Source organism: Pseudomonas nitroreducens TX1, assembly GCF_000313755.1.
GTDB lineage: Bacteria > Pseudomonadota > Gammaproteobacteria > Pseudomonadales > Pseudomonadaceae > Pseudomonas > Pseudomonas nitroreducens_A.
Genome location: NZ_AMZB01000114.1, coordinates 1 through 26319, shown reverse-complemented (window position 1 = coordinate 26319; position 26319 = coordinate 1). Strand labels below are relative to the sequence as shown.

At 66.6% G+C, this 26319-nt stretch carries 24 protein-coding genes; 13 read left to right on the top strand and 11 right to left on the bottom strand.

Annotation, left to right across the window (positions count from 1 at the left end):
- Positions 1 to 379 precede the first annotated feature (379 nt).
- A complete protein-coding gene (locus C167_RS0115230) occupies positions 380 to 1561 on the top strand; it encodes a GGDEF domain-containing protein (protein WP_026079073.1) in 1182 nt (393 codons plus the stop codon).
- Between the two features lie 52 nt (positions 1562 to 1613).
- Here the strand turns inward: C167_RS0115230 and aguA are convergent, their stop codons facing one another.
- Together aguA and C167_RS0115220 are read right to left on the bottom strand one after the other, a co-directional pair.
- Complete coding sequence (gene aguA, locus C167_RS0115225; RefSeq protein WP_017519138.1) at positions 1614 to 2729, bottom strand: agmatine deiminase; 1116 nt, start codon at positions 2727 to 2729, stop codon at positions 1614 to 1616.
- A 157-nt stretch (positions 2730 to 2886) separates the two neighbouring features.
- Positions 2887 to 3774, bottom strand: a complete 888-nt coding sequence (locus tag C167_RS0115220) for a LysR substrate-binding domain-containing protein (RefSeq protein WP_017519137.1) — start codon at positions 3772 to 3774, stop codon at positions 2887 to 2889.
- A gap of 256 nt (positions 3775 to 4030) precedes the next feature.
- On the opposite strand from C167_RS0115220, the gene C167_RS0115215 reads away from it, so the two are divergent.
- From C167_RS0115215 to C167_RS0115175, 9 genes are all read left to right on the top strand, one after another.
- The gene (locus tag C167_RS0115215; RefSeq protein ID WP_017519136.1) at positions 4031 to 5500 is read left to right on the top strand and encodes a sensor domain-containing diguanylate cyclase; all 1470 of its coding nucleotides are present in this window, start codon (positions 4031 to 4033) and stop codon (positions 5498 to 5500) included.
- 246 nt (positions 5501 to 5746) lie between these two features.
- A complete protein-coding gene (locus C167_RS0115210) occupies positions 5747 to 6667 on the top strand; it encodes an ABC transporter substrate-binding protein (RefSeq protein WP_017519135.1) in 921 nt (306 codons plus the stop codon).
- Entirely contained in the window at positions 6664 to 7809 is a 1146-nt protein-coding gene (locus C167_RS0115205; RefSeq protein ID WP_017519134.1) for a phosphotransferase enzyme family protein, read from the top strand. Before C167_RS0115210 ends, C167_RS0115205 begins: the two co-directional genes overlap by 4 nt.
- A gap of 1 nt (position 7810) precedes the next feature.
- Positions 7811 to 8686: a sulfurtransferase gene (locus C167_RS0115200; RefSeq protein WP_017519133.1), complete on the top strand. Its 876-nt coding sequence runs from the start codon at positions 7811 to 7813 to the stop codon at positions 8684 to 8686.
- A gap of 112 nt (positions 8687 to 8798) precedes the next feature.
- Entirely contained in the window at positions 8799 to 10970 is a 2172-nt protein-coding gene (locus C167_RS0115195; protein WP_017519132.1) for a TonB-dependent siderophore receptor, read from the top strand.
- Positions 10971 to 10981: 11 nt separating this feature from the next.
- On the top strand, positions 10982 to 11575 hold the full coding sequence (pnuC, locus tag C167_RS0115190; RefSeq protein WP_017519131.1) for a nicotinamide riboside transporter PnuC: 594 nt from the start codon (positions 10982 to 10984) through the stop codon (positions 11573 to 11575).
- 8 nt (positions 11576 to 11583) lie between these two features.
- Positions 11584 to 12321, top strand: coding sequence for a UTRA domain-containing protein (locus C167_RS0115185; RefSeq protein WP_017519130.1), 738 nt, complete (start codon positions 11584 to 11586; stop codon positions 12319 to 12321).
- A 113-nt stretch (positions 12322 to 12434) separates the two neighbouring features.
- Positions 12435 to 12596 carry a hypothetical protein gene (locus C167_RS34865; RefSeq protein WP_017519129.1) on the top strand — a complete coding sequence of 54 codons (162 nt, stop codon included), beginning with the start codon at positions 12435 to 12437 and terminating at the stop codon, positions 12594 to 12596.
- A gap of 3 nt (positions 12597 to 12599) precedes the next feature.
- On the top strand, positions 12600 to 13229 hold the full coding sequence (locus C167_RS0115175; protein WP_017519128.1) for a helix-turn-helix domain-containing protein: 630 nt from the start codon (positions 12600 to 12602) through the stop codon (positions 13227 to 13229).
- Positions 13230 to 13309: 80 nt separating this feature from the next.
- On the opposite strand, the gene C167_RS33745 is transcribed toward C167_RS0115175, so the two are convergent.
- A complete protein-coding gene (locus C167_RS33745; protein ID WP_081596678.1) occupies positions 13310 to 13825 on the bottom strand; it encodes a hypothetical protein in 516 nt (171 codons plus the stop codon).
- 436 nt (positions 13826 to 14261) lie between these two features.
- Between C167_RS33745 and C167_RS0115165 the strand changes: the two genes are divergently transcribed.
- On the top strand, positions 14262 to 14720 hold the full coding sequence (locus C167_RS0115165) for a DUF3574 domain-containing protein (protein ID WP_017519126.1): 459 nt from the start codon (positions 14262 to 14264) through the stop codon (positions 14718 to 14720).
- Positions 14720 to 15580, top strand: a complete 861-nt coding sequence (gene speE / locus C167_RS0115160) for a polyamine aminopropyltransferase (protein WP_017519125.1) — start codon at positions 14720 to 14722, stop codon at positions 15578 to 15580. The genes C167_RS0115165 and speE overlap by 1 nt, the downstream gene beginning before the upstream one ends.
- Here speE and C167_RS0115155 read toward each other — a convergent pair.
- From C167_RS0115155 to C167_RS0115125, 7 genes are all read right to left on the bottom strand, one after another.
- Positions 15565 to 16017 carry a DUF3574 domain-containing protein gene (locus C167_RS0115155; protein ID WP_017519124.1) on the bottom strand — a complete coding sequence of 151 codons (453 nt, stop codon included), beginning with the start codon at positions 16015 to 16017 and terminating at the stop codon, positions 15565 to 15567. The two genes, speE and C167_RS0115155, sit on opposite strands and share 16 nt — an antisense overlap.
- A complete protein-coding gene (locus C167_RS0115150; protein WP_017519123.1) occupies positions 16017 to 17393 on the bottom strand; it encodes an APC family permease in 1377 nt (458 codons plus the stop codon). The genes C167_RS0115155 and C167_RS0115150 overlap by 1 nt, the downstream gene beginning before the upstream one ends.
- A gap of 63 nt (positions 17394 to 17456) precedes the next feature.
- Positions 17457 to 19838, bottom strand: a complete 2382-nt coding sequence (locus tag C167_RS0115145; RefSeq protein ID WP_017519122.1) for a TonB-dependent receptor plug domain-containing protein — start codon at positions 19836 to 19838, stop codon at positions 17457 to 17459.
- 373 nt (positions 19839 to 20211) lie between these two features.
- Positions 20212 to 20889, bottom strand: coding sequence for a sulfite oxidase-like oxidoreductase (locus C167_RS0115140; protein ID WP_017519121.1), 678 nt, complete (start codon positions 20887 to 20889; stop codon positions 20212 to 20214).
- Positions 20890 to 20900: 11 nt separating this feature from the next.
- The gene (locus tag C167_RS0115135) at positions 20901 to 21956 is read right to left on the bottom strand and encodes a substrate-binding domain-containing protein (RefSeq protein ID WP_017519120.1); all 1056 of its coding nucleotides are present in this window, start codon (positions 21954 to 21956) and stop codon (positions 20901 to 20903) included.
- Positions 21957 to 21984: 28 nt separating this feature from the next.
- Positions 21985 to 23028 carry an ABC transporter permease subunit gene (locus C167_RS0115130; RefSeq protein ID WP_017519119.1) on the bottom strand — a complete coding sequence of 348 codons (1044 nt, stop codon included), beginning with the start codon at positions 23026 to 23028 and terminating at the stop codon, positions 21985 to 21987.
- A complete protein-coding gene (locus tag C167_RS0115125; protein WP_017519118.1) occupies positions 23021 to 24553 on the bottom strand; it encodes a sugar ABC transporter ATP-binding protein in 1533 nt (510 codons plus the stop codon). Before C167_RS0115125 ends, C167_RS0115130 begins: the two co-directional genes overlap by 8 nt.
- Before the next feature lie 252 nt (positions 24554 to 24805).
- Between C167_RS0115125 and yghU the strand changes: the two genes are divergently transcribed.
- A complete protein-coding gene (gene yghU, locus C167_RS0115120; protein WP_017519117.1) occupies positions 24806 to 25642 on the top strand; it encodes a glutathione-dependent disulfide-bond oxidoreductase in 837 nt (278 codons plus the stop codon).
- Positions 25643 to 25955: 313 nt separating this feature from the next.
- On the opposite strand, the gene C167_RS0115115 is transcribed toward yghU, so the two are convergent.
- A partial coding sequence (locus C167_RS0115115; RefSeq protein WP_017519116.1) for an isochorismatase family protein occupies positions 25956 to 26319 on the bottom strand: 364 nt, incomplete at its 5' end.

Here is a 26319-nt window from a genome sequence, read left to right as displayed (position 1 = left end):
GCGGGTCGGAATCGACATCGGCAGAATACAGGCCGACACCGCCAGCGCCGCACCGCCGCTGGCCGGCAGCAGCTAGCGGCGCTCATTGACCACTTCATGTCGAGGCCGCCGGAGAAAAGAATCCAGCCCAGCGCTGGCGCGGTGGCTTTTCCATGGTTCCGGGCCCCCCGGCCCCGGAGCGAACACGCGTGAACCCGAACAGCCTGATGGCCACTGGTTGCCCTGGCCATCGGAGCTGAGCTGCAGAGACGCCCGGCAAGCACCGTGGAGGCGACGGGAGTGGTGCAAACCCGACCGAATGAGGCCTGCCGGCGTACCGAAAGGCCAGCAAGGGCGCTTACAATGGCGTTTTGCCGCTCGTGCAGTACGGTTTTCGAAAATGGCGCTCGATCCACCCACCATGTTGACTATCTCGGTCGCCCTTGCGGCGGCCGCAGCGATGTATCTGGCCATCGAGTGGCGCAGCGTGCGCGAACGCTCGCTGCTCTATTGGAGCGCGGGCTTCGCCACCATCACCCTCGGCTCCACCCTCGCCCTGCTGCGCATGAGCGGCTACCTGCTGGTGGGCATCTGGTTCGCCAACGGCCTGCTGGTGCTGGCCCACTGGTTCTTCCTCAGCGGCGTGGCGAAGTTCACCGGGGCGCGGTTGTCACGCGGCTGGCTGCTCGTCCCGCTCACCTGGATAGCCCTGCTGGCGCTGCCCGACGGTGGCCCGCTGTGGTCCAAGCTCATGCTGCTGGCCAACTCCTGGCTGGTCGCCCTGCTCTCCCTGCAGGCCAGCTACCTGCTGCGGCCCCACGGCAAGTCCCTGAGCGTGGGCGCGGTGCAGCTGCGCTACGTGATGCTGGTGCACGGCGCCTTCTACCTGGCCAAGGGCGCGACGGTGATCATCCCCGGCACGCTGATCGACCTGGCGGCGTTCCGGGGCGAGATCATCCAGATCTCCCTGGTCGAGGGTGCGATGGCGATCATGCTGATCGCCCTGTCGATGACCGGCACCGAGCGCTATCGCCGCGAGAAGCGCATCGCCCGACTGGCCGCGCGCGACCCGCTGACCGCCCTGTACAACCGCCGCGCCCTCGAAGTCCGCGCGCCCCGCGTGTTCGAGGACATCTCCCCGGAGCGCCCTGGTGCGCTGCTGCTGATCGACATCGACAATTTCAAGCAGGTCAACGACCTGCACGGGCACAGCGCCGGCGACCGCCTGCTGGTGGCGCTCAGCGAGATGATCCGCGCCGCACTGCCCGAGCGGGCCGTGGCGGCGCGCCTGGGCGGTGATGAGTTCGTCATCCTGCTGAGCCATGTCGGCGGCGAACAGGTGATGGAGCTGGCCGCCAAGCTGCGCGAGCAGTTCCAGACCACCGCCACGCAGAACTTCGCCACGCCTCAGGCGGTGACCCTGAGCATCGGCGCCAACCTGTTCGACCAGCCGCCGAGCAGCCTTGCCGCGCTGATCGAGCAAGGCGACGCCGCGCTCTATGAGTCCAAGCGCGGCGGCCGCGACAGCATCCGCCTGATGGACCGCACGGTGGCCGGTGGCGACCCGCTGCGGCTGGGCTGATTCGAGCGGACAGGAGCAACGCGGCCCGCGCAAGACGGGCCGTGTGGGGACCTCAGGTGTGGCGCGCCGGCGCCGCGTACTGCGGCATGGTGATGCAACCGATGTTGCCGCCGCCCAGGAGGATTTCCCGTGAGTTGTCGATGCCGATCACGCGCTTGTGCGGGAACAGCTCAGCCAGCACGCCCTGGGCGATGCGGTCGTTGGGATCGTTGAAGAACGGCATGACGATGGCCGAGTTGCCGGTGTAGAAGTTGATATAGGAGGCGCATATTTTCGTGCCTTCCTGGCGGTCGAAACTGCCATCGACCTGATCCAGGCCCTCTGCCTCGGCAGCCGTCCATTCCAGCACCCGCGGCTGCGGCAGCTTGTGCACCTGCAAAGAGTTGCCACGGGCGTCGCGCGCACTGCGCAGCACGTCGTAGGCCTCCTGATAGATTTCCCACTGCGGGTCGCTGCGGTCGTCCGTCCACTGCATCACCACCACGCCCGGCCGCACGAAGCAGGCGAGGTCGTCGACGTGGCCATCGGTTTCGTCGAACTTGCAGCCGCGCGGCAGCCAGATCACCTGCTCGGCGCCCAGGTAGTCACAGAGCCGGCGGGTAACTTCTTCCTTGCCCAGATGGGCGTTGCGGTTGCGGTTGAGCAGGCATTGCTCGGTGGTCAGCAACGTGCCTTGGCCGTCGCTGCGAATGCTGCCCATCTCGGCAATGATCGAAGCGCGGTAGCGGTCGAAACCCTCGATTTCGAGGATTTTCTGCGCGATCTGATCGTCCTTGTCCCAGGGATAGTAGAGGCCGCCATCGAGCCCGCCGTAGGCGTTGAACTGGAAGTCCACGCCACGCATCTCGCCGGTGGCGTCATTGACCAGGAAAGCCGGGCCGCTGTCGCGGAACCAGGTGTCGTTACAGGTCATTTCCACCACCCGCACGTGCTCGGGAAGCATGCGGCGGGCGTTGGCATATTGCGCGGCAGAGGCGCAGACGGTCACCGGCTCGCTGCTGGCGATGGCGCTCACCACCTCGACCCAGACCTTCTGTGCCGGCTTGCCGCCATTGCGCCAGACATCCGGCCGCTCGGGCCAGCCGAGCCAGCAGCGGGCCTTGGGTTCGAACTCGCCGGGCAGGCGGAAGCCGTCGGCCTTGGGCATTGTGCTGTGGGTGCGGGACATCGGCGGTACTCCGGAATCAGGGACTGGAATACCTCAAGGTTGCCGCCTCACCGCAGAGAGCACCATTGATGAATTTCGCGGAATAGCTGAATTCAATTCAACTTTTACAACCCGATAGATGAATCCAAAGGCTTCGCAGGAGCGGGCTCCGTCCACATCACATGTCGTTGAGCTGGTCAGTCATCCATTCGACGAAATTCGCCACTGCCGGTTTCTCCAGACGCAGGCGTTCGCACACCAGCGCATATTGCCCCAGCGAGGTGATCTGCGCGGCGAACGGGCGTACCAACCGCCCGCTGGCCAGGTCTTCGGCACTGGTGAGGTTGTCGCCAATGGCTACGCCCTGCCCGCGCACGGCCGCCTCCATGGTCAGTCCGGCGTGGCCGAGATAAACATGGCGGTTGGGGCGGATGTCGCTGGCGTGGGTGGTCAGCCAGGCGGTCCAGGACTTGCCGTCCTGGTCGTCGTGCAGCAGGCAATGGCGCGCCAGGTCGCGCGGGTGCTTGAGCGGCGACTGGTTGAACAGGCCAGGGCTGCATACCGGGAAGAACTGCAGGGTCGGCAACGGCCGCACGAAATAGCTGCTGGCGTCCGCCGGCCCGGTACCGTAGGTGATCGCCAGATCGATATCCGCCGCCGGCCCCGCTGCCTCCAGCGGCTGTTCATGCAGGTGCAGGACGATCTCCGGATAACGCTCGGCGAAGTCGGCCAGCCGGCCCACCATCCACTTCTGCGCCAGCTCCACCGTCACCGCGATATGCAGTTGCGCCTGGGAACCGGGGTCGCGCAACTCATCGCACGCCGAACCGATCAGCTCGAACGCCTGTTGCAGGCTGCGCAGCAATTTCCGCGCCTGGGCAGTAGGCTGCACCTGGCGGCCCTGGCGCTCGAACAGCGTTGCCCCCAGTTGTTCTTCCAACTGGCGTATCTGGTGGCTGACCGCACTGTCGGTCACGCACAGCTCGGCAGCAGCGCGGCCAAAATGCGCATGGCGGGCGGCGGATTCGAAGGTGCGCAAGGCGGTAAGCGAAGGCAGGCGGCGCATGGTCGGCGATTCTTTTCAGCAAAGTGGCGGCCGGCATGCTGACCGAGGCGCCGCGCAGAGCGCAAGGCGATGACGACCGCCGTGCGCCAAACCACCGGTCTGTAGCAGGGCCGTTCATCGACACGTGACGACCACCCCGACCCGTCCCTGGGAGCAGGCCGTGGAATACCGGACAACCCGGCCATTAGCTGCTATATGCCTTGAGGCGCGTACTGATATGCCGCCGCCCCCATTATGGCCTTGCATGGATACCGGCATGCCGATCCGCCATTCGAGCACCGTCCTTCTCGCCAGCCTGGGCCTGACCGCCGCCATCGGCGCGCTGTCATTCTCTGCCATTCTGGAAATGCGCCACGACGCCCTGGAAGTCGCCAGCGCCAACGGCCACAACATCGCCCTGCTGGTGCAGCGCGACATCCAGCGCAACCTCGACCTCTACGACATGACGTTGCAGGCCATAGCCCGCGCTCACACCCAGCCGGAGATACGCGGCCTGTCCACGGACACCCGCAACCTGCTGCTACGGGCCTACACCGCCCCCACCCGCGGGATGGGTTCGGTATTCCTGACCAACGCCGACGGCATCGCCACCTACAGCTTCGGCAAGGAAATCCCCACGCGCCTGGACCTCTCCGGTCGCGAGTACTTCCAGGCGCTGCGCATTTCGCGGACGGATGCTTCCTATCTCAGCCACCCCTACATCCCTTACTCCAGCGACGCCCGCAACAGCATCGCCATCAGCCGCCGGCTGGAGCGCGAGGACGGCAGCTTCTCCGGGATAGTCGGCGCGAACCTGGAACTGGCCTACTTCAACGAGTTGTTCAGCGGCCTCAACCTGGGCGATAAAGGCACCGTCAGCCTGCACATGCGCGACGGCACACTGTTGGCGCACTGGCCCGACTCGGTGCCGGTGGAGACGCTGAACGAATCCTTCGAGCACTACCGCAGCAACGGCGCGGAGAATTTCTTCGACACCAACAGCGACGGCCTTGAACGCTGGCACGACTTCCGCCCGGTCGAGGGCTACCCACTGGTATTCAGCGTCGCCCTGCCCTCCGAGGAGATCTACGAAGACTGGTATTGGCGCGCCGGCCTGATCGGCCTGCTGGGTATGTCCCTGGTCGGCACGGTGATGGGCCTGGCAATGATCGCCCTGCGTCAGATACGCGAGCGCGATCGCCAGGAAGCCGAACTGCGCCTGGCCGCGAGCACCGACCCGCTGACCGGGCTGAACAACCGCCGCGCCTTCGACCTGCGCGCCGACCATGAATGGTCGCGCTACCAGCGCAGCGGCGCGGCGCTGTCGGTCATGCTGATGGATATCGACAAGTTCAAGGCCTACAACGACCACTATGGCCACCCGGCCGGCGACGTTGCGCTGAGGACGGTTGCCGGCGTGATCGCCGAATGGTCGCGGCGGCCGACCGATTGCGCGGCGCGCTTCGGCGGTGAGGAATTCGTCGTGCTGCTGGGCGACAGCGGCGAAGCGGAAGCCCTGGAATTGGCCGAGCAGATACGAGCCAGCCTGCAGGCGCTCGCGGTACCCCACGAGCACGGCCCGCTGGGCGTACTCACCCTGAGCATCGGCGTAGCCAGCACCTCTCGCTGCAAGCCGGCCAGTTGGGCCGAACTGCTGCAATCCGCCGACAGTGCGCTGTACCAGGCCAAGAACGGCGGACGCAACCGGGTGGCCGCCTTCCACTGCGCCGAAGTCGAGGCCTCCTAGTCGCGCAGGCTCCGCCTTCTCGGTTCGCACTCGAAGAGAAACTCGAACGCCTCTACCTGGCGCGACGCCCGCGACAGAGCGACTTGCCGAACCTCTGTCGCTGGCGTTGGGCTGGGAGCGGTCAGCCCTTTTTATTCCTATAAATTATAAAAGCCAGTGAAATTCATATTGGTATATACCAAATAGCCTCCTCTTCAATACGCCCATCGCAGTAGTCGGCCGTTGGCCGTATCGGAGAAAGCTTCCATGTTTGCCTTGCGGGTCATGCTCGAATATTTCCATCCCTGGCCCAATTCGGCCGGTTTCTATCTCGCCCGTGAACGCGGCTGGTACCGCGAGGCGGGACTGGACGTGGAACTGGTGGTACACGACCCCTACCACGGCGACACCCTGGAGCACCTGGCGCGCGGTGCCGCCGCTTTCGGCATATTCCCCAGCAACCGCCTGCTGGTGCGCCGCGAGCTGGGCCAGCCGCTGCTGGGCGTGGCGGCGATCAACCATCGCGGCCTGGAGTCGATCCAGACCCTGACGGACAGCGGCATCCGCCGCCCCCGTGACCTGCAGGGCAAACGCCTGGCGCTGAACCCCACGCCGCGCGGCCTGGCCATGGTGCGCCACCTGGTGTCCCGCGATGGCGGCGACCCGGATGCGGTGGAGTTGGTCGACGCAGGCTTGCGCGAGCTGCGCCCCGAGGAGCTGGCCGCCGGTATCGCCGACGCCAGCTTCGGCGGCTACTGGGCCTGGGAAGCGCTGCTGCCCAGCCCCATTGCCGAGGAGCGCCGCGTGGTGCTGCCGGTGGACGAAATCGGCGCCCCGCCCTACCACAGCTATCTGCTCGGCGCCCGGGAGGACTGGCTCGACGCCAACGCCGAGATCGCACGGCGTTTCCTCGCGGTCACCGCGCGCGGATTCCTCGCGGCAGCGGCCGATCCGGAAGCCGCGCTGCCGGTCTACGAACGCACTATTCCCTACTTTCCCCAGCCGATGCTGGCAGAATCCCTGCGGCGCATCGCGCCCAGCTGGTTGCACCAGGGCCGCTGGGGCGAGCAGCGCGAAGAACTGCTGCAGCCGTACGCCCAGTGGCTGCATGAATACGGTGTGCTGCGCGACCCGGAGGTCTGGCGCGGCGCCACCAGCAATGCCTGGCAAGTGGAGAACCCAGCATGACGAAACGCCTGAGCCACGGCATGGGCCTGGACCCGGTGGAGCCCGACTGGCCGGTGCTGACCGCCGCGGAAGTCCGCGCGCTGCTCGCCGACTTTCCGGCCGCCGGCGACGCGGCACGCCTGACCTGGCACAGCCCCCGGCCCTTCTCCGCCGCCGCGCTGGTGGAGTCCGCCAGCGGCACGCTGTTCGTCAAACGCCACTCGCCCCGCGTGCGCACGGCGGCATGGCTGGCGGAGGAACACGCCTTCCTCGATCACCTCGCCCGGCGCGGTGCGCCAGTGCCGCAGGTACTGCGTGATCGCCAGGGCCGCAGCGCTATCGAACGCGACGGCTGGACCTATGAGGTCCACGAGAAAGCCCAAGGCCTGGACCTGTACCGTGACGCGCTGTCCTGGACGCCGTTCCAGCACAACGGCCACGCCTTCGCAGCCGGCGCCGCGCTGGCGAAACTGCATCGCGCCGCCGAAGGTTTCGACACGCCCTCACGCACTGCCGGCGTGCTGCTGAGCAACCTGAAACTGTTCGGCGCGCCGGACCCGCTGGCCGCCATCGAAGCGACTTTCAAGCAGGCGCCCGCCCTTGCCGAGTACCTGCAGGCACGCCCATGGAAGGAAACCCTCAGCGAGCTGCACCTGCCACTGCAACGCGAACTGCTACCCTACCTGCAGCGCCAGCCATCGCTGTGGACCCACAACGACTGGCACGCCTCGAACCTGCTGTGGAGCGAGGACGGCCCGCACGCGCAGGTGGTCTCGGTGCTGGACTTTGGCCTGAGCGACCGCAGCTTCGCGCTGTTCGACCTGGCCACCGCCATCGAACGCAATCTGGTGCCCTGGCTCGAGCTGGACCAGGGCCGCGCCGCCGTCGCCGACCTGGATGCGCTGGACGCCCTGCTGCAAGGCTATGCCAGCGTGCGCCCGCTGAACCGCGACGACCTGCTCGCCCTGGCGGCGCTGCTGCCGCTGGTGCATGCGGATTTCGCCCTGTCCGAGGTCATCTACTTCCACGGCATCCTCGGCTCGGCCGAAAGCGCCTCGCTGGCCTACGACAACTACCTGATCGGCCACACGCGCTGGTTCCTCGACCGCGAAGGCCAGCGCCTGCTGGACCACATCCGCCAACTGGCCGCGAAGGTGGATTGAAATGAGCGACATTCTGATCAGCGCCAAGGAACTCGCCGCCACGCTGGACGACCCGCGCCTGTGCCTGCTGGACGCCAGCGTCGAACTTGCGGCACCGGCGTTCGACGGCGATTACCGCGTCGAGAGCGGCCACGCCGGCTGGTTCGCCGGGCACATTCGCGGCGCGCGGCATGCCGATCTGCTCAGCGACCTGGCCGACCCGCAAGCGTCCTTCAGTTTCGCCCGGCCTGATCCGCAACGGGCGAAGGACGCCCTGCGCAAACTGGGCCTTCACGACGATTCGCTGATCGTGATCTACGACCGCAGCGACGGCTTCTGGGCGGCGCGCCTGTGGTGGATGTTGCGCAGCCTGGGCATCGACGCGGCGGTGCTGGAGGGTGGCCTGCGCGCCTGGATCGCCGCCGGTTTTGCGCTGCAGCAAGGCGAATCCACCGAGGCGCAAAGCGGCACCTTGTCGACCCCGGCAAACTACCGGGAGCGCTTCTGGATCGACCGCCGCGACGTCGAGCAAGTGGTGGCCGGCAAAGCGGACGGCACGCTGGTCTGCGCCTTGTCCGCCGCCCTGTTCGACGGCAGCGCCGTCAGCCGTTACGCCCGCCGAGGGCACATCCCCGGCAGCCGCAACCTGCCGGCGCGCAGCCTGTTCGACGACGACGGCCGCTACCGGCGCGGCGCGGCGCTGGGGGAAGCTCTTGCCGGGCTGCGCCAGGCCGAGCCGCCGCTGCTGCTGTACTGCGGTGGCGGCATTTCCGCCGCCGCCCTCGCCCTGGCGCTGACACTGGCCGGGGAAACGCGGGTCGCGATCTACGACGGCTCGCTGCAGGAGTGGGCCGCAGATCCCTCGCTGCCATTGACCACCGGAGCAGCTCCGGCCTGACAGCCCCTCCACGGGCCAACCCGTTTCACATCCAAGGCCATCCGTTTCGCGCGGGAGGGGCTCGGCCCCGTGCATTCCCGGCGCACGCCCCGGCGACTTTCAGGAGCGTTCCATGCAGTACCTGCCGCGCCCCGCGCGCACGAGATTTCCCCTCAGCCTGCTGACCCTGGCCGTGCTGCTGGCCAGCGGTCCCGGCCACGCCGAAGACGTCACGACCCTGGATACCATCACGGTAATCGGCCACGACACCGAGAGTTACGCCAGCAATCGCGCCTCGGTCGGCGGCTTCGGCGAAGCCCCGCTGCTGGACACGCCGGCATCCATCTCGGTGTTCAACCAGGCCCTGCTCAAGGACCAGCAGGCGCGCCTGCTCAGCGATGTACTGAAGAACGACGCCTCCACCGGCGAGGCCTACGCGCCGGTGGGCTACTACGAGAACTTCGAGATCCGCGGCTACTCGCTCAACGCCGCCAGCAGCTACAAGATCAACGGCCGCACCCTCACCGGCGAGCAGAACGTGGCGCTGGAGAACAAGGAGCAGGTCGAGGTACTCAAGGGCCTGTCCGGCCTGCAGAGCGGCGTCTCCGAGCCCGGCGGGGTGATCAACTACGTCACCAAGCGGCCGCAGGACGTGCGCTCGGTGACCCTGGGTACCGACGATGAAGGTGGCCGCTATGTTGCCACCGACGTCGGCGCCTGGCTGGGCAGCGAGCAGACCGTCGGCGTGCGGGTGAACCTCGCCCACGAGGACCTGCGCTCCTACATCGACCACACCGACGGCCAGCGCGACTTCGCCTCCCTGGCGCTGGACTGGAACCTCTCGCCCAACGCCCTCTGGCAGTTCGACGCCGAATACCAGAACCGCCGCCAGCCCTCGGCGCCCGGCTACCAGTTGCTCGGTGGCACGCAGTTGCCCCACGGCATCGACCCGCACGACCGCCTCGGCTACCAGAGCTGGGCCGACCCGGTACGCATCGAGTCGCTGAATCTCAACACGCGCTTCGAATACCGCTTCGACGATGCCTGGACCGGCACCCTCAGCGCCTCGCGCAGCAAGGTGGTGATCGACGACTACAGCGCCTTCCCCTGGGGCTGCTACGGCGCCGCCAGTTGCGCCGACTCGGCAGTGCCCAACTATTTCAGCCCGGAAGGCGACTACGACCTCTACGACTTCCGCAGCCCGGACGACACCCGCCGCAACGACGAACTGGAAGCGGCCCTGCACGGCCAGTTCGCCACCGGCTGGCTGCGCCACGAGCTGACGGTCGGCACCTCGGCCTTCCGCCGCGTGCTGGACAGCCGCCCGGAACTCAACGAATGGGTCGGCACTGGCAACATTTACACCGGCATCGGCGCGGTGGAGCCTTTCGATGGCGAGCCCGGCCACAGCTACCGCCACCTCGACAGCCGCCAGTACGGCCTGTTCGCCAGCGATCGCATTTCGCTGAATGACCAATGGCAGGTCGTGCTCGGCGGCCGCCAGGTGCGCCTGGACGAACGCACCTTCGACAGCGACGGCGACACCACCCGCCATACCCGCCGCTCGGAGTTCCTGCCCAATGGCGCGGTGATCTTCAAACCGCGCGCGGATATATCGATCTACGGCAGCTACAGCAAGGGCCTGTCGCTGGGCGGCGAAGCGCCGTGGTTTGCCAGCAACGCCGGCGACACCCTGGCGCCCACCTCCTCGCGCCAGGTCGAGTTCGGCATCAAGCAGGAGTTGCCAGGCTTCGACTGGAGCGCCGCGCTGTTCCAGATCCACCAGGCCTACCAGTTCGCCCGGCCCAATGGCGACGGCACCTTCACCTACGTGCAGCAGGGCCAGCAGAAGAACAGCGGGCTGGAGTTGTCCGCCAGTGGCCGGGTAACCTCCGCGCTGCAATTGAGCGGCAGCGTCGCGGCGATCCGCTCGCGCGTGGTGAACAGCGGTACCGACGACTACGAAGGCCACCAGGCGATCAACGTCCCGCGCCTGCGCGCCAGTCTTCAAGCGGACTATGCGCTGGCCGGCGTGCCGGGGCTTTCCCTGCTCGGCGCGGCGCGCTACAGCGGCGCCAAGTACGCCGACCGCGATGGCGCCGTGGAAGTCGGCGGCTACACCGTCTACGACGCCGGCGCGCGCTTCAGCACACGGATCGGCGACTACCCGACCACGCTGCGGCTGAGCGTCGACAACCTGTTCGACAAGCGCTACTGGCGCGATGTCGGTGAATATTTCGGCGACGGCTACCTGTTCCAGGGTGCGCCGCGCACGGCTCGCCTGACGGCGAGCGTCAACTTCTGAGGTAAGCGCGAATGTCTGCTCTGGAAATCATCGCGGTGATCGTCAACGTGCTCGGCGTCTGGCTCACCGCCCGGCGTATCCGCTGGTGCTGGCCGGTGAACGTGGTAGCAGTGCTGCTCTATGCGTGGATCTTCTTCAGCGTGAAGCTTTACTCCGACATGCTCCTGCAGCTGGTCTTCGTGGTGCTGCAGTTCTACGGCTGGTGGCAGTGGAGCCAGGGCGGCAGCGACCACGGCAAGGTGCGCGTCGAACGCCTGCCGCTGGCCACCGCCGTCACCAGTTGCCTGGCCGGCGCTGTCGGCGCCTTCGCGCTGGGCTGGGCGATGCACACCCACACCGACGCCGCCCTGCCCTGGCTGGACGCCGCGCTGACCGCCTTCAGCCTGGTGGCGAGCTTCTGGGCGGCGCGCAAGTACGTCGCCAGCTGGTGGCTGTGGATCATCCTCGACGTCGTCTACACCGGGGTGTTCCTCTACAAGGCGCTGTACCTCACCGCCGGGCTCTATGCCGGTTTCGTGGTGCTGGCGATCTACGGCCTGCTGGCCTGGCAGCGCGAATTGCGCGACGAACCGCCCCGCGCTCCGGCGCTGGCCGCGGGCAACTGAGGGCCGCCATGCTCTACCAGGCCATTCCACCGCACTACGCGCGCATCCGCGACCAGTTGGCCGCGGACATCGCCCAGGGGCGCTTCCTCGCCGGGCAGAAACTGCCGCCCGAGCGCGACCTTGCCGAGCGCTTCGAGTGCACCCGCGTGACCCTGCGCCAGGCCCTGCAGCAACTGGAAACCGAAGGCCTGATCTACCGCGAGAACCGCCGCGGCTGGTACCTCAGCCCGCCGCGCATCGACTACGACCCAACGCGGCTGGTCAGCTTCATGGACTACGTGCGCCGGCAAGGCCGCGAGCCGCTGACCGAACTGCTGAGCGCCGAACGCCGCCGTGCCGGCGCCTGGCTGGCGGCGCGCATGGGCCTGCCCTCGCCGGACGAACCGGTGTTCCGCCTGCACCGCCGCCGGCTGATCGACGGCCGCCCGGTGCTGGTGGAGACCAACACCCTACTCGCCAGCTGGTGCCCGGACCTGCTCGACGCGCGCCTGGACCGTTCGCTGACCACCGTCCTGCGCGAGCGCTTCGGCAAGGTGCAGACGCGCTGCACACTGAACCTGCGCCTGGGCACCGTCAACGACGACCAGGCCGAGCTGCTGCAACTGGCCTCGGGGGCCAGCAACTTGGTGCTGGAACGCTTGAACTACGCCGAGGACGGCCTGCTGGTGGAGTTCGACCAGGAATTCTGGCGGCCGGACGCCGTGTCCGTGGCGGTCCAGGCGGATTTCCCTTCACGCCCGTTATAGGTTATTAAGTAATTACCAAATGCTAATTCAGTATTTCTGGTTCTAACAGGATCACGGCTAAGGTAGCTCCAACTCACCGCAACCGGCTTGCCTGCAAGCCTTCTGGAGCCGCCATGGACCGCACCGACAACATCATCGACCTCGCCCGCCACCGCACGCGCCGCCAGGCCCGTCGCCAGGCCGAGCTGATGTGGATGCTGTATGCCCAGCGCGCCGGCTACGATGCCTTCCAGATCGTCCAGCAGAGCCGCGACAGCGGCCGCCGCGAGGCCTGATCCATGGGCCTGTCGCTTTCCACGGAGCTGCCCGCCGTGGAGTTCGACGCAACTCCCGGCACTCCCGAAGACCCCATCGGCGAACGGGTCGCCAGCAACCTGCTGCGCCTGCGCGCCAAGCGCAACCTTTCCCTCGATGGGCTCGCCCGCCTCAGCGGTGTGAGCCGCACCATGCTCGCGCAGATCGAATCCGGCCGCAGCGTCCCGTCGATCAAGGTACTGTGCAAGATCGCCCAGGGCCTGAAGGTCTCGGTCGCCGCCTTCCTCGATGACCGCGCCTTCGAAGGCGTGGCGGTGCTGCCCGCGCGCGACAGCAAGCGCCTGGTCAGCGGCGACGGCGCCTTCGTCAGCCGCGCGCTGTTCCCCTTCGACGTCTCGCGCCAGGTGGAATTCTACGAACTGCGCCTGAAAGGCCTCGCCACCGAACACTCCACCGGTCACGCACCGGGCACCCAGGAAAACCTGGTGGTCGCCCAGGGCGTGCTGGAAATCAGCGTCAACGAGGAGCGCTTTCTCCTCGGCACCGGCGACTCCATCCTGTTCTACGCGGACCAGCCGCACAGCTACCGCAACCCGGCGGACAGCGAGGCGGTGGCGTATCTGGTGACGACGTACGCGGAGCGCCTGGACTGAGTCGAACGCCGCAAGAAAACTGACATGAAAAAGGCCCGGTGGGGTAACCCACCGGGCCTTTTGTGTTCAGCGCGCCGCGATCAGCAGGTGCAGCACATCGTCGGCATGCCGTTGCAGCTCATCATCATCGGCATGCCGCACTCCATCATCTTGTTCATCAGCATGCAGCAGTTCTTGAACATCTCCATGTTCATGCCCTGCATCGGCATCATCTTGCACATCATCATGTCGCCCTGCATGGAGCACTCCATCATGCACTTCATGGTCGGCATGCCCATGTTCATGCCCATCATCGGCATCTGCATCATCGGGTTCATCATGCCCATCATCGGCATCATGGCCATGGCGGACTGGGACATGCCCATCATCATCATGTTGCCGCAGTGCATCATCATCGGCATGCCGCAATTCATCATCATCGCCATCATCTCGGCGCTGTTGCGGAACATGGCCATTTCCATGCCCATGGCCGGCTTCATCTTGCACATCATGCCGTCGTCGAGCATCTCGCATTCCATGGTCGCCATCATCATGGGCATGCCCATCATCGGCATCATGGCGTTGGTGTTCATCGGCATCTGCATGGCGTTCATCATGGTGGGGCTCCCTGAATCGATTGGAATGAAGTGCTGCGAATGGGGCCGATTCTAGGTAGGTGCAGCGGCGCGACAAGATGGCGGGGGAACGGCGGGTTTCGCCGTGTCGACCCGCGATTCGGATTCGATGTCGGCGATGTTGTTCGTAGTACTTTCAACAATGGCGCCATAGCGCACACGCCAGAACAAAAAGCCTCTATTTCAGCGATATGGATATCTCATCCAGTACTGAGCAAAGAACCGTAGTGAATATTGAATCTAACCAGCCCGGAAGATATTCCGGTTCGGCGCAGATGCTCGACCTAGAGCGCTCGCGCCGCTCTCGACGAAGCTCTTAAACGAGCATATGAGAATGCGTTTTTAATATTTATAGAAATAACCAGCGGCGACCTATAGTGGCGGTTTGGCTCAACTCTCATTACCGCAAGGAAGTCCCATGCTCCGCCACCTGCTCGCCGCCAGCCTCGCCCTGGCGCTGTTCGGCTGCGCCACCCCGCCCGCTCCTTCCGTCCATACCACCAACCCTTCCACTTCCACCCTGCAGGGTGATCCGACGCGGCCGGCGCAGGCGCAATGGCTGCGTACCGAGCTGTATTTCGCGCTGGGCCAGGAGAACGGCAAGGAGACGATCAGCGAGCAGCGCTGGCGTCAGTTCCTCGACCAGGAAGTGACGCCGCGCTTCCCGGACGGCTTCACCGCCTACGACGCTTACGGCCAGTGGAAGGACCACGGCGCGTCGGCGCCGGAGCGGCTGAGTACCAAGGTGATCGTGATCCTGCATGAAGACTCCGCCGCGCGCGGCAAGGACATCGAGGCGATCCGCCTGGCGTGGAAGCGCATCACCGGCGACCTCTCCGTGCTGCGCCTGTCGCAACCGGCTCAGGTGTCGTTCTGATGTTCCGCGAGACGCTGCACGAGGGTTACGCGCAGGCGCTGACCATCGATGAGCCGATCTACCAGGGCCACACCGGCCAGCAGGCCGTACAGGTATTCCGCAACCGGCGCTTCGGCCGTGTGCTGACGCTGGATGGCGTGGTGCAGACCACCGAGGCGGACGAGTTCGTCTACCACGAGATGCTTGCCCATGTGCCAATCCTCGCCCACGGATCGGTGCGCCGCGTACTGGTGATCGGCGTGGGCGATGGCGGCATCTTGCGGGAGATCGTGCGGCACGCCGGCATCGAGGAAATCGTCGCGGTGGAGATCGACCCGCAGGTGGTCGAACTGTGCCGCGAGCTGTTGCCGAATCATTCGGCCGGCGCGCTGGACGATCCGCGCCTACGGCTGGTCTACGCCGATGGCCTGGAGTACCTCGCGCAGAGCCGCGAGAGCTTCGACCTGATCCTCTGCGATTCGACCGATCCGGGTGGCCCGGCCGCCAGCCTGTTCACCGACGCCTTCTACCGCAATTGCCAGCAGCGCCTGGGCGCCGGCGGCATCCTCGCCACGCAGAACGGCGTGCCCTTCCTCCAGCCGGAGGAACTGGGCGGCACGGCACGGCGGCTGGCGGACAGTTTTGCCGACTGGGGTTTCTTCCATGCGGCGGTGCCAACCTACATCGGCGGCAGCATGGCCTTCGGCTGGGCGTCGAACAGCGAGAAGGTGCGCCGCACGGACCTGGACGCCTTGCGCCAGCGCTTCGCCAGAAGCGGCCTGGTGACCCGTTACTACACCCCCGAGGTGCACCAGGCAGCGTTCGCCCTGCCGCGCTACATGCTCGACCTGATCGAGGCCGGGCTTCAGCGCGACAGCTGAGGGTTGTCCAGGCGCTGCGGCGTCCAGTCCGGATCGCGGGCGCGAACCGGGCTGCTGACCTGCAGCACTGCCGTGCCGAAGCGCTGCTTGAAGTGCGCGCCGATATCCGTGAGTGCCTGGCGCGTGTAGGGGTTGTCGGCGTGGATGAGGATCAGCATCCGCGACGGCAGCTTCTCCGGCCCGCCGCTGGGGCCGCGCCACTGGCCGTGCAGGTCGAGCCAGCTCAGTCCATCGGGGAAGCGCGGCGTCACCTCGCGGCTAAGGAAGTCCTCCCATTGAGACAGCTCTACTGCTTCCAGATACAGCTCGGTGCGCAGCATGCGCCGGCCGCTGGCTTCGCCACTGGCGCTGGCTGACGGCTCGTTGAGCCACAGGCCGACCAGCGCCGCGAGCAATACCGCCACGGCGCCGTTGCGCCACAGTGCGTGTGCGCGCATCACACGCCCTCCTCCGACCAGCCTGGCGCCTGCCCCGTTCGCGGACGCAGGACCCGTTGCAACAGCGCTCCCAACGCCAGCACGCCCACGCCGAGCACCGCGCCCCAGCCGACATAGGCGACGCTGGAGTACAGCATGTACAGGCACACCGCGAGGAAGCCCAGCGGCAGCCACGGATAGAGCGGCACGCGGACCGGCCGCGGCACTTCCGGGTTACGACGGCGCAGAACGATCAGCGCCACGCTGCTCAGGCTGAGGAACAGCCAGTACACCGGGGTCATGTACTCCACCATGGTGTTGAAGCCGTGGCCGCTCCAGCCGCCGACCGCGATCAGCAGCAGCGCCACCACACCCTCGGCCAGCAGCGCGGCACGCGGTACGCCGTGGCGCACGTCCCAGCGACCGAGCACACGCAGTGCCGGTACATCGCTGGCAGCGGCGTAGGTGGTGCGGCTGCCGACGATCAGCGTGGAGTTGATGCTGGCCACCGCGGAGACCACCACCACCGCCATGATCAGCCCGATGCCCGGCGCGCCGAAGGCCAACCCCAGCAGCTCCAGCGCCGGCGCGCCGCTGGCGGCCAGGCCGTCGAATCCCAGGCCGCGAATGAAGGCCCAGTTCAGCGCCAGGTAGATCAGCAGCAAGGCGGCGAGCGCGCCGAGCATGGCGGTGAAGATGCCCCGGCGGTTGTCGCGCAGCTCCGCCGACAGCGTGGCTGCGTCGCTCCAGCCACCGAAGGCGAGGAACACATAGATCAGCGCAGCGGAGAAGCCGGCCACGCCGACCTGCTCCGGTTCGACCGGCGGCGCAACGGGGGGAACGAAGCCGCGCCACGCCAGCCACAGGCCGGCGCCGACGATGCCGAGGAAGCCTGCCGCCACCAGCAGCACCAGGCCGGCCTGAGTGCCGAAGCTGGTCCGCCAGCCGACGAGGTTGAGCGCCACCAGCGCGGCGACCAACCCGCCCGCCAGCAGCACATTGCCCAGTTGGCCGAGGCCGAGCACGGCGCTGAAGTGATCGGCGAAGAGGAAGGCCATCAGCGCGATCCAGCCGGTGTGCAGGATGGCGAAGCGCGACCAGGCGAACAGGAAGCCCACCCGCTGGCCGTAGGCGCGTTCGAGGAAGTGGTAGTCGCCGCCGGGATGGGCGAAAGCCGAGGCCATCTCCACGTAGCACAGCGCACCGACCATCGACAGCACGCCGCCGAGAATCCACACCAGATAGAAGTGTTCCTGGCCGACGTTGAGCGCCACGGTGGGCGCGGTTTTCAGTATATCGCTGGTGATCACCATGCCCAGCGTCAGCAGCAACGCATGGACGGCGCCCAGGTGCCGGCGCGGGCCGGCCGGCTGGTCGGCGGCGAAGTTGTCAGCCATGAGTCGGCTCCGTAAAAGGAGTCGGGGCCGCGCTGCGGCCCCTGGGATTTTCAGAAGAGACGATCAGAACGAATAGCTCGCGCGGGCGTAGTAGTACGCGCCGTTGGAGCCGATCGGCGAGAGCACGTCGTACGGCAGGTTGCCGCCGTAGTTGATCTCGGAGCTTGAGCGTTCCGGGTAGTTGTCGGTGAGGTTGTTGCCGCCCACCGCCAGGCTGAACTGCGGGGTGAACTTGTAGGCCACCTCGGCATCCAGCTGCCACACCGGCCCATAGGTCTGCTCCGGGTGGTAGCCGTCGCCGAAGTCGAACACGCGGGTGGCCTCGCCCTGCCGGGTCAGGCGGCCGAGCAGGTTCCACTGCGCATCGCTCCAGGTGGTGGTGAGGATGAAGCGGTCATTGGGCGCGGCGTCGGTGAGGGTGTTGCGCTCCTCCACGCCGACCAGCGCGTCCTCGCCGATGCCGAGATTGGACAACTGCTGCGGGGTCGCCTTGGTGCTGCGCACCTTGGTGTGGTTGTAGGTGTACGCGGTGGTCACGCCCAACTGGCCGCCAACGAAGGGCTGGTGGTAGTTGAGCACCAGCTCTGCGCCATCGGTGCGGGTGTCGGCGGCGTTGGTGAAGAAGTTCACGTCATGCACGCCGGCCACGCCGAAGTTGTCCTGGATGAACTGCTCCATGGCGTCGCTGCCGATGCGCTGGGACAGGGTGATGCGGTCATCGACGTCGATGCGGAACACATCGAAGGACAGGTCGAAGCGCTCGTTGAGCTGCGCGGTCAGGCCCAGGCTGAAGTTCTTCGAGGTCTCCGGGTCGAGCTTCTCGGCGCCCAGCGCGCGGGCGATCGGATCGTTCACCGACAGCACGCGGATATCGGTCAGCGTGCCGCCGTCGCCGAAGTTGCTGGTGGTGCTCTGGTAGCCGACCTGGGCCAGCGATGGCGCACGGAAGTTGGTCGACGCCGCGCCACGCAGGGCCAGTACCGGAGTCAGCTGGTAGCGCCCGCTGAGCTTGCCGGTGAGCTTGCTGCCGGCATCGTCGTAGCGCTCCCAGCGGGCGGCGGCATCGACGAAGAACTGGTCGGTGAGATCCCCTGACAGGTCGATGTAGGTGCCGAATACATTGCGGTCGATATCCGACTCCTCGCTGGGGCGCAGGCCGTTCGCGCCGTCCGCGCCAACGCCGTAGTAGGAGGCCGCGTCGCCGGCGGTGGTGAGGTAGTTTTCGTAGCGGTATTCACCACCCAGCGCCAACACGAAGGGCCGCCCGGCCAGGCTCAGCTCGCGGCTGAGGTCAAGGTTGGCGACGCTCTGGCGCAGTTCGTAGTCGCCGGTGTCGAAGCGCGTCGGCGTGTCCTCGCCCAGGGAGGCATTGAGCGTGCGTCGGGTGGAGGATTCGAAGCGGTTGCGACCGTGGGTAACGCTGGCGTCGTAGTCCCAGGTATCGGCGATCAGCCCCTTGTAGCCCACCGTCCCGGAGAGGTCGGTGTTGTCGCCCAGGGACTGCGGCAGGTAGCCATTGGGGTAGATCTCCGGATGCTCGTCCGGGTAGCGGTAGAACTCCGCGCCCGTGGTGTGGCGCTCGTTGTACAGGCCGAAGGAATAGAGCTTGCCGCTGCCCAGGGCCGCATCGCCATTGAACCAGGCGTTGACGTCGCGCGCCAGGCCGTCACCCATCACATAGTTGCGTTGACCGGGGGTGTCGGCGAAGCCGTCGTAGCCGGCGCGGTTGGTCGGCTCGCGGTTGATGAACTCGGCGCCGCCACGGATGAAACCGTCTTCGCCCAGGCGGGTGCCGGCCTTGGCCGCGGTGTAGGAATTCTGGCCGTCGGTGGTGGTCTTGCCGATGGCGTCCTGATGGGTGTGATAGGCGCCGTAGCTGGTGGTCACCTCGCCGCCCTCGGGGGCGTCGTCGAGGATGATGTTGATCACCCCGGCGATGGCGTCGGAGCCGTACTGCGCACCCGCGCCGTCACGCAGCACTTCGATGCGCTTGATGGCGCTGATGGGGATCGAGTTGAAATCCACCGGCGCGGTGCCGCGGCCGATCTTCGAGGAGTCGTTGACCAGCGCCGAGGTGTGCTGGCGCTTGCCGTTGATCAGCACCAGCACCTGGTCCGGGCTCATGCCGCGCAGCTGCGCGGCGCGCACGTGGTCGGCGCCACCGGAGTTGGACTGACGCGGGAAGTTGAACGAGGGCAGCAGCGTGGCCAGGGCCTGGCCCAGCTCGCCGCCGACAGCGCCGGTGGACTTGAGGTCGTCGGCGGTGAGCACATCCACCGGCACCGGCGAATCCAGCAGCGTGCGGTTGTTGCCGCGGGTGCCGGTGACCAGCACGGTCTCCAGCTTGGTGGTGGCTTCGGCGCTCGACGAGGTTTCGTCGGCGTGCGCGGCGGACTGGGCGATGACGGAGGCCACCGCAACGGCAATGAGGGAACGGGATAACACGCGAAGTACTCCTGTCTCGCTTAAAGAGCGCCACTCGCCGTTGGCGGCGAGTCCGGAACTCCGCTGGTGTGTGTTTCTGATGGGCTCGAGCGGTTGGTGTCGGAAGTCCGGAAACCGCGAGCGACTGCTCCCCTCAGGCGGGCGAAAACAGTGCTCGGGAAAGCGCTCCAGGTGTCGGGGCCGGTCTCTCTTCGTGATGAGCGAAAAGGCGCGGCTTCTCGGTATCGCCGGTCATCCCTGACCCGATGGGGAAGACGTCATCCTAGCTAGTGGCAGAATGCTTTTAAACGAATAAAAAATGCTTTGGTTATAACCAGTTATCAGTGCTTCCAGCGCAACAGTGGCTACTGTTCCTGCAGCAACAGCGCGACGCTCAATCGAACGCCTTGCGGGTCCACTCGTCCTCGGGAATAGCCAGCGCCTCGCCGGAAAAGCGCTCCTCGCGGAAGGGATCGGCCTCGTTGTGGAAGCCATTGCGTTCCCAGAATCCAGGGCGGTCGCTGTCGCTGAAGTGCAGCTCGCGCAGCCATTTCGCGCTCTTCCAGAAATAGCGCCCGGCGACCACCAGCCGCAGCGGCCAGCCGTGCACCGGGGTCAACGGCTCGCCCGCGTAGTGCGTGGCGAGCAGGCTGTCCGGACGCAGCAGGTCCTCCAGCGGCAGGTTGGTCTCGTAGTCGTGATCGGCGTAGGCCAGGACGAACGGGCCGGGCGGCTCCACGCCGCAGTGGGCAAGCAGGTCAGACAGGTGGACGCCCCGCCACGCGGTGTCGAACTTCGACCAGCGCGTGACGCAATGGATATCGCAGACCAGTTCGCGCTGCGGCAACGCCAGCAGATCGTCCAGGCTCAGCTCCAGCGGTTGCTGCCCGTGCCGAGACAGCGTGTCAGACAGGCGCAGGCGCCAGGTTTCGCGCGCGTACTCCGGCACCTCGCCTTCATGGAGAATCGGGAAGCGCTCGGTCAGCACCTGCCCCGGTGGCAGGCGCTCGCCATAACGCGGATCGCCAGCCGGCGAGCGCGCCTTCTTCAGGCGCCCGGCCTTGTCGTGCATACCCTGCCCCTTCAGTTCGCCAGCGGAATCCACGGCGCCTGCGCCACCTTCTGCGCCTCACCAAAGGCCGGCACCTTGCGCGCCAGGTCGCGGACGTTCTTCACGTCCAGGTCGAGCAATTGCTGGCGGGTGATCAGCGTCGGCGGCACCAGCACCTGCTCGCCCGGATTCTCACCGGCGATGCGCAGCGCCAGGCTGCGTACACTGATGGCGCCGGCCACTTCCGGGTTGACCGCGGCGGTGGCGCTCCAGGCGCTGCCCTGCTCCTTCATGATCTGGATGTCGGCGGTGGAAATGTCGGCGCTGTAGATCTTCACCTGCTTGCCCAGCCCCGCTTCGTCCACGGCGATCTTCACGCCCTTGGCGAACTCGTCGAAGGGCGCGAAGAACACGGTAATGTCCGGGTTGGCGCGCAGCACGGCGCTGGCCTGGTCGGCCACCGAGTTGGCAATGGGGGCATTGAGCGTGCCGAAGCGCGCCTTCTCGACGATGCCGGGGTTTTCGGCCTTCACCTGGCGCCAGATTTCGTCACGGCGCTCCATCGGGGTGAAGCCGTCGATGTACACGTAGCCCGCGTCGAATGTGTTGCCGTTGTCCTGCAGCACCTGCTTGAGCGCCAGCCGCGCCAGCTCACGGTGGTCCTGCTCGACGCGGGTGATGCGCGGGTCGCTCACGTCGACGTCGAAGGTCACCACCTTGATGCCCTTGGCCAACGCCTTGTCGATGGAATCCTTGAGGGTTTCCGCCAGGCCGAGCTGGACGATGATCCCGTCCACGCCCAGGTCGATGGCCTGCTCCAGCATCTCGCGCTGGGTGGCGGCCTGCTGGCGGGCGTCGAACACGCGCAGCTTCACGTCCAGCGCGTTGGCCTGCTTCTCCACGCCACGCAGGTAGGCTTCGGGGAAGTCGCCGGAGAACAGGTAGCCGACCAGGGCGATCTGCACACCGCCCTTGTCGAAGGGTGCGGGGGCTCCGGGCAAGCCAGCCGCGACGGCGCTGGCTGCGCCGGACAACAGCAGCCCGGCGGCGAACAACGCGCGCAGGGATTTGGCGGGGATGAACTTCATGGATTGGATCTCCGAAACAAGGTGACGATCATCGCCCGCGCCGGGCCAGACCGAAGGTGAACATGAGGGCCGAGACCAGCACGGCGCCCTTGACGAAATCCTGTGCGTAGTACGGCGCATTGAGCATGGTCAGGCCGTTCAGCAGGGTCGCCACCAGCACCGCGCCCACCAGGGTTCCGAAGGCGTTGGGCTTCTGTGCGCCGAGCACGGCGAAGCCGATCAACGCGGCACCGAGGGCGTCGAGCACCAGCCCGTTGCCTGAGCTGACGTCGCCACGTCCCAGGCGCGCTGCCAGCAGCAATCCCCCCAGCGAAGCGAGCAGCGCCGAGAGCACGTAGGCCAGCAGCTTGTAGCGCTCCACCGGCGCGCCGGCGAGACGCGCGGCCTGCTCGTTGCCGCCGATGGCGTAGAACAGCCGCCCCGGCCGCGTGCGTTCGAGGAACAGCCAGACCAGCAGCGCGCAACCGAGCATGATCACCACCGGCACCGGCACGCGCTCCCACAGTTGCGCGCGGCCCAGCGCGAGGAACCCGCTGGCGAAGGCACCCGGCGCTTCATCGCCGTTGGGCAGGGTCATGCCGACGGCGATGGAACGGCCACCGGTGGGAATCAGCTGCACGCCAACCACCAGGAACATGCTGCCGAGGGTGGCGAGGATGTCCGGCACGCGCATGCGCACGATCAGCCAGCCGTTGAGCAGGCCGACCAGGGTGCCGAGGCCGAGGCTGATGAGGATCGCCGCCAGCGGGCCCCAGTCCAGGACCACCATCACATAGCTGGCGCTCATCAGGCTCAGCGCGGCGACCGCGCCGATGGACAGGTCGAGCCCGCCCACCGCCATGCTCAGGGTCACGCCCAGGGCGAGCAGCGCGACGATGGACACCGACTGCAGTACCAGGAACAGGTTGCCGACCCGCAGGAAAGCCGGTTCCAGCACGGCGAACACCAGCACCAGCAGGGCCAGCAGCAGGAGCAGCGCATAGTGGATGAGGAAGTCGAGCAAGCGGGCGATGGAAGGCGACGCTGGGCTACCCGCGGCAGTTCTGGACACGCACGGCTCCTTTTCAGACATGCAACGTTTCTTGGCGTGGAGGGTGAGTTGGAGTGAGGTGGGCGATGATTTCGCTGCGTTGCAGGTCGTGCCGTGGCAGTTCGGCAACCACCGCCCTGTCACGCACGACGAGGATGCGGTCGGCGATCTCCAGCGCTTCGTCCGGATCGCTGCAGATCACCAGCGTGGCGCGGCCGCTGGCGCTGGCGCGGATGCGCTGGCCGATATCGCGGCGAGCACGCACGTCAACGCCCTGGAAGGGTTCATCGAGAATCAGTACGCGGCCCTGCCCGAGCAGCCAGCGAGCGAGAATGACCTTCTGCTGGTTGCCGCCGGAGAGCAACTCCAGAGGATGTTCTGCGCCGGGCCCCTTGATGCCGAGCGCGTCGATCTGCGCCGCGACTTCGGCGCGCTCGGCGTGGCGGTCGATGAAGCCGAAGCGGGTGAAGCGGTGCAGGAACGGCAGGGTCATGCTCGCGCGCACCGAGAAGCCCGGTACCCGCGAATTTCGCGCACGGTCCTCGGCGGCGAAGAACACGCCGGCGGAGATGGCTTCACATGGTGTGCGCGGCAGCCAGTCGTGCCCGTCGAGACGCACCGAGCCGGCGTGATGTTTGCGCAGGCCGAACAGCACGTCGGCGATCTCGCTCTTGCCGGCGCCGAGCAGGCCGGTCAGGGCAACGACCTCGCCTTCATGCAGGTCCAGGTCGAAGGCCACGCTGTCGGGCTCGAGCTGCCAGTCGCGCAGGGACAGCACGGATTCGCCGCGCACCGGCGGCTGCAACTGCACGTCACCGAGCGCGGTACCGAGCATGGCTTCCACCGCCGCACCCAGGTCCAGCGGCGCCGCGAACTCGCCGGCCAGGCGACCATCGCGCAGCACCAGTGCGCGGTCGGCCACGCGCTGCAGGTCAGACAGCCGATGGGAGATATAGAGGATCGCCACACCGTGTTCGCGCAGGCGGTCGATCAGTTGGAACAGACGCTCGGCTTCGTGGGTCGACAGCGATGCTGTGGGTTCATCGAGGATCAGCAGGCGCGGGTTCAGCGCCAGCGCGCGGGACAGGATCACCAACTGCCGCTCGGCGGTGCCGAGGGTTTCGATGGGCGCTTGCAACGGCAGGTGCAGTTCCAGGCCGGCAGCGATTTCAGCGGCGCGCTTGCGGGCTTCACGCGGACGGAAGATCAGGGAGCCGGAGGCGCCGCAAAGTTCGTCCAGCAGGAGGTTTTCGGCGACGCTCAGGCCGGGCACCACGCCCTGCTCCACCTGCTGGTGAACGGCGACTATGCCGTGGCGCCGGGCGTCGTGGGGTGAGGCGAAACGGACCGCTACGTCATCGATCAGCAACTGCCCGGCGTCGTGGCCGTGGGAACCGGCGATGATCTTCACCAGCGTCGACTTGCCCGCGCCGTTGGCGCCGAGCAGGGCAAGGACCTCGCCGGCGCGAATCTCCAGGTCCAGGTCGACCAGCACGCGGTTTTCGGCAAAGGACTTGCCGACGCCTTCGAGGCGAAGAAATGGAGTGGCAACGGACTGGGCGGACATGGGGCTCTCGAAAAATCGGCAGAGCGAAAGCGCCGTTTCAGAGCTTCGCCATTGGACTGAGCGGCGATTCTTTTATAATCTCAAACCACGCATCAACTAATTTTTAATATCGTTTACGCATAAGCTAACAACCGCTTGAGCGCGACGACGCGCACTGTTCGCCCAGCAACAGCAGGCCGGAAAAACGACTGACGCGAAGCGGATCCGGCGGTTAGCATCCACAGCATTCAACCCACACGGTGAGCACTCGAGATGGCGAACGAAACCTACATTCCCCCCCGCGTCTGGACCTGGGACAAGAGCAACGGCGGCGCCTTCGCCAGCATCAACCGGCCCATCGCCGGCCCGACCCATGACAAGGCGCTGCCGCGCGGCAAGCACCCGCTCCAGCTGTATTCGCTGGCCACGCCCAACGGCGTGAAGGTCACCATCCTGCTCGAGGAACTGCTGGAACTGGGCGTGACCGGCGCCGAGTACGACGCCTGGCCGATCAGGATCAGCGATGGCGACCAGTTCGGCAGCGGCTTCGTCGGGATCAACCCGAACTCGAAGATCCCCGCCCTGCTGGACACCAGCGTCGAGCCGGAGCTGCGCATCTTCGAATCGGGCTCGATCCTGGTGTACCTCGCGGAAAAGTTCGGCCACTTCCTGCCCAGGGACCTGGCCAAGCGCACCGAGACACTGAACTGGCTGTTCTGGCAGATGGGCAGCGCGCCCTTCCTCGGCGGCGGCTTCGGCCACTTCTACGCCTACGCGCCGGAGAAGTACGAGTACCCGATCAACCGCTACGCGATGGAGGTCAAGCGCCAACTCGACGTGCTCGACCGCCAGCTGGCCGAGAACCGCTACATTGCCGGCGACGAATACAGCATCGCCGACATGGCAATCTGGCCCTGGTATGGCGCGCTGCTGAACAACCAGGTGTACGAGGCGGCCGAGTTCCTCGACGTGGAGAGCTACACCCACGTGCGCCGCTGGACTGACGAAATTGCCGCGCGCCCGGCCGTGCAGCGAGGCCGTCGGGTCAACCGCACCTGGGGCGATGATGCGTTGCCGGAGCGGCACAGCGCGGAAGATTTCACGCGCTGAGTCATCCGGCCTGACGCCGTTCCTGCCAGCGGATCGCGGGCAGGGCCCGCTCCTACGTAGTTGGGTATTCCTCAGCGGAGGCTTGCCCTCTCCCTAACCCTGGCTGCGCGCCCCGCTCCGAAGGGAGAGGGGACCGTTCGGAGTAGGATGAAACCGTGGCATCCGCCAGCACGGACGGCTCCCTCTCCCTTCAGGGAGAGGGCTGGGGAGAGGGAAGAACCCCGAGCACGGACTCGCAGAAGAAGACAGTTGCTCCTACAAAAAGCAAAACCGGAGCCTCGCGGGAGGCTCCGGTTTTCATTTCAGCGGGCTGTTATTTGCCAGCAGTCAGGGTGCTGTATGCAGTGATCAGGTTGCGGTAGTCCGGAATGTGGTTGGAGCACAGCGCCGCCAGCCCTTCGATATCGTTGCGCCAGTCGCGGTGCAGCTCACAGGCCACGCCGAACCAGGTCATCAGCTGCGCACCGGCCGCTTCCATCCGGCGCCAGGCGGCGTCGCGGGTCATCTCGTTGAAGGTGCCGGACGCATCCGCCACCACGAACACATCGAAGCCTTCGGCCAGGGCCGACAGCGCCGGGAACGCCACGCACACCTCGGTCACCACACCGGCGATGATCAGTTGCTTCTTGCCAGTGGCCTTCACCGCCTTCACGAAATCTTCGTTGTCCCAGGCGTTG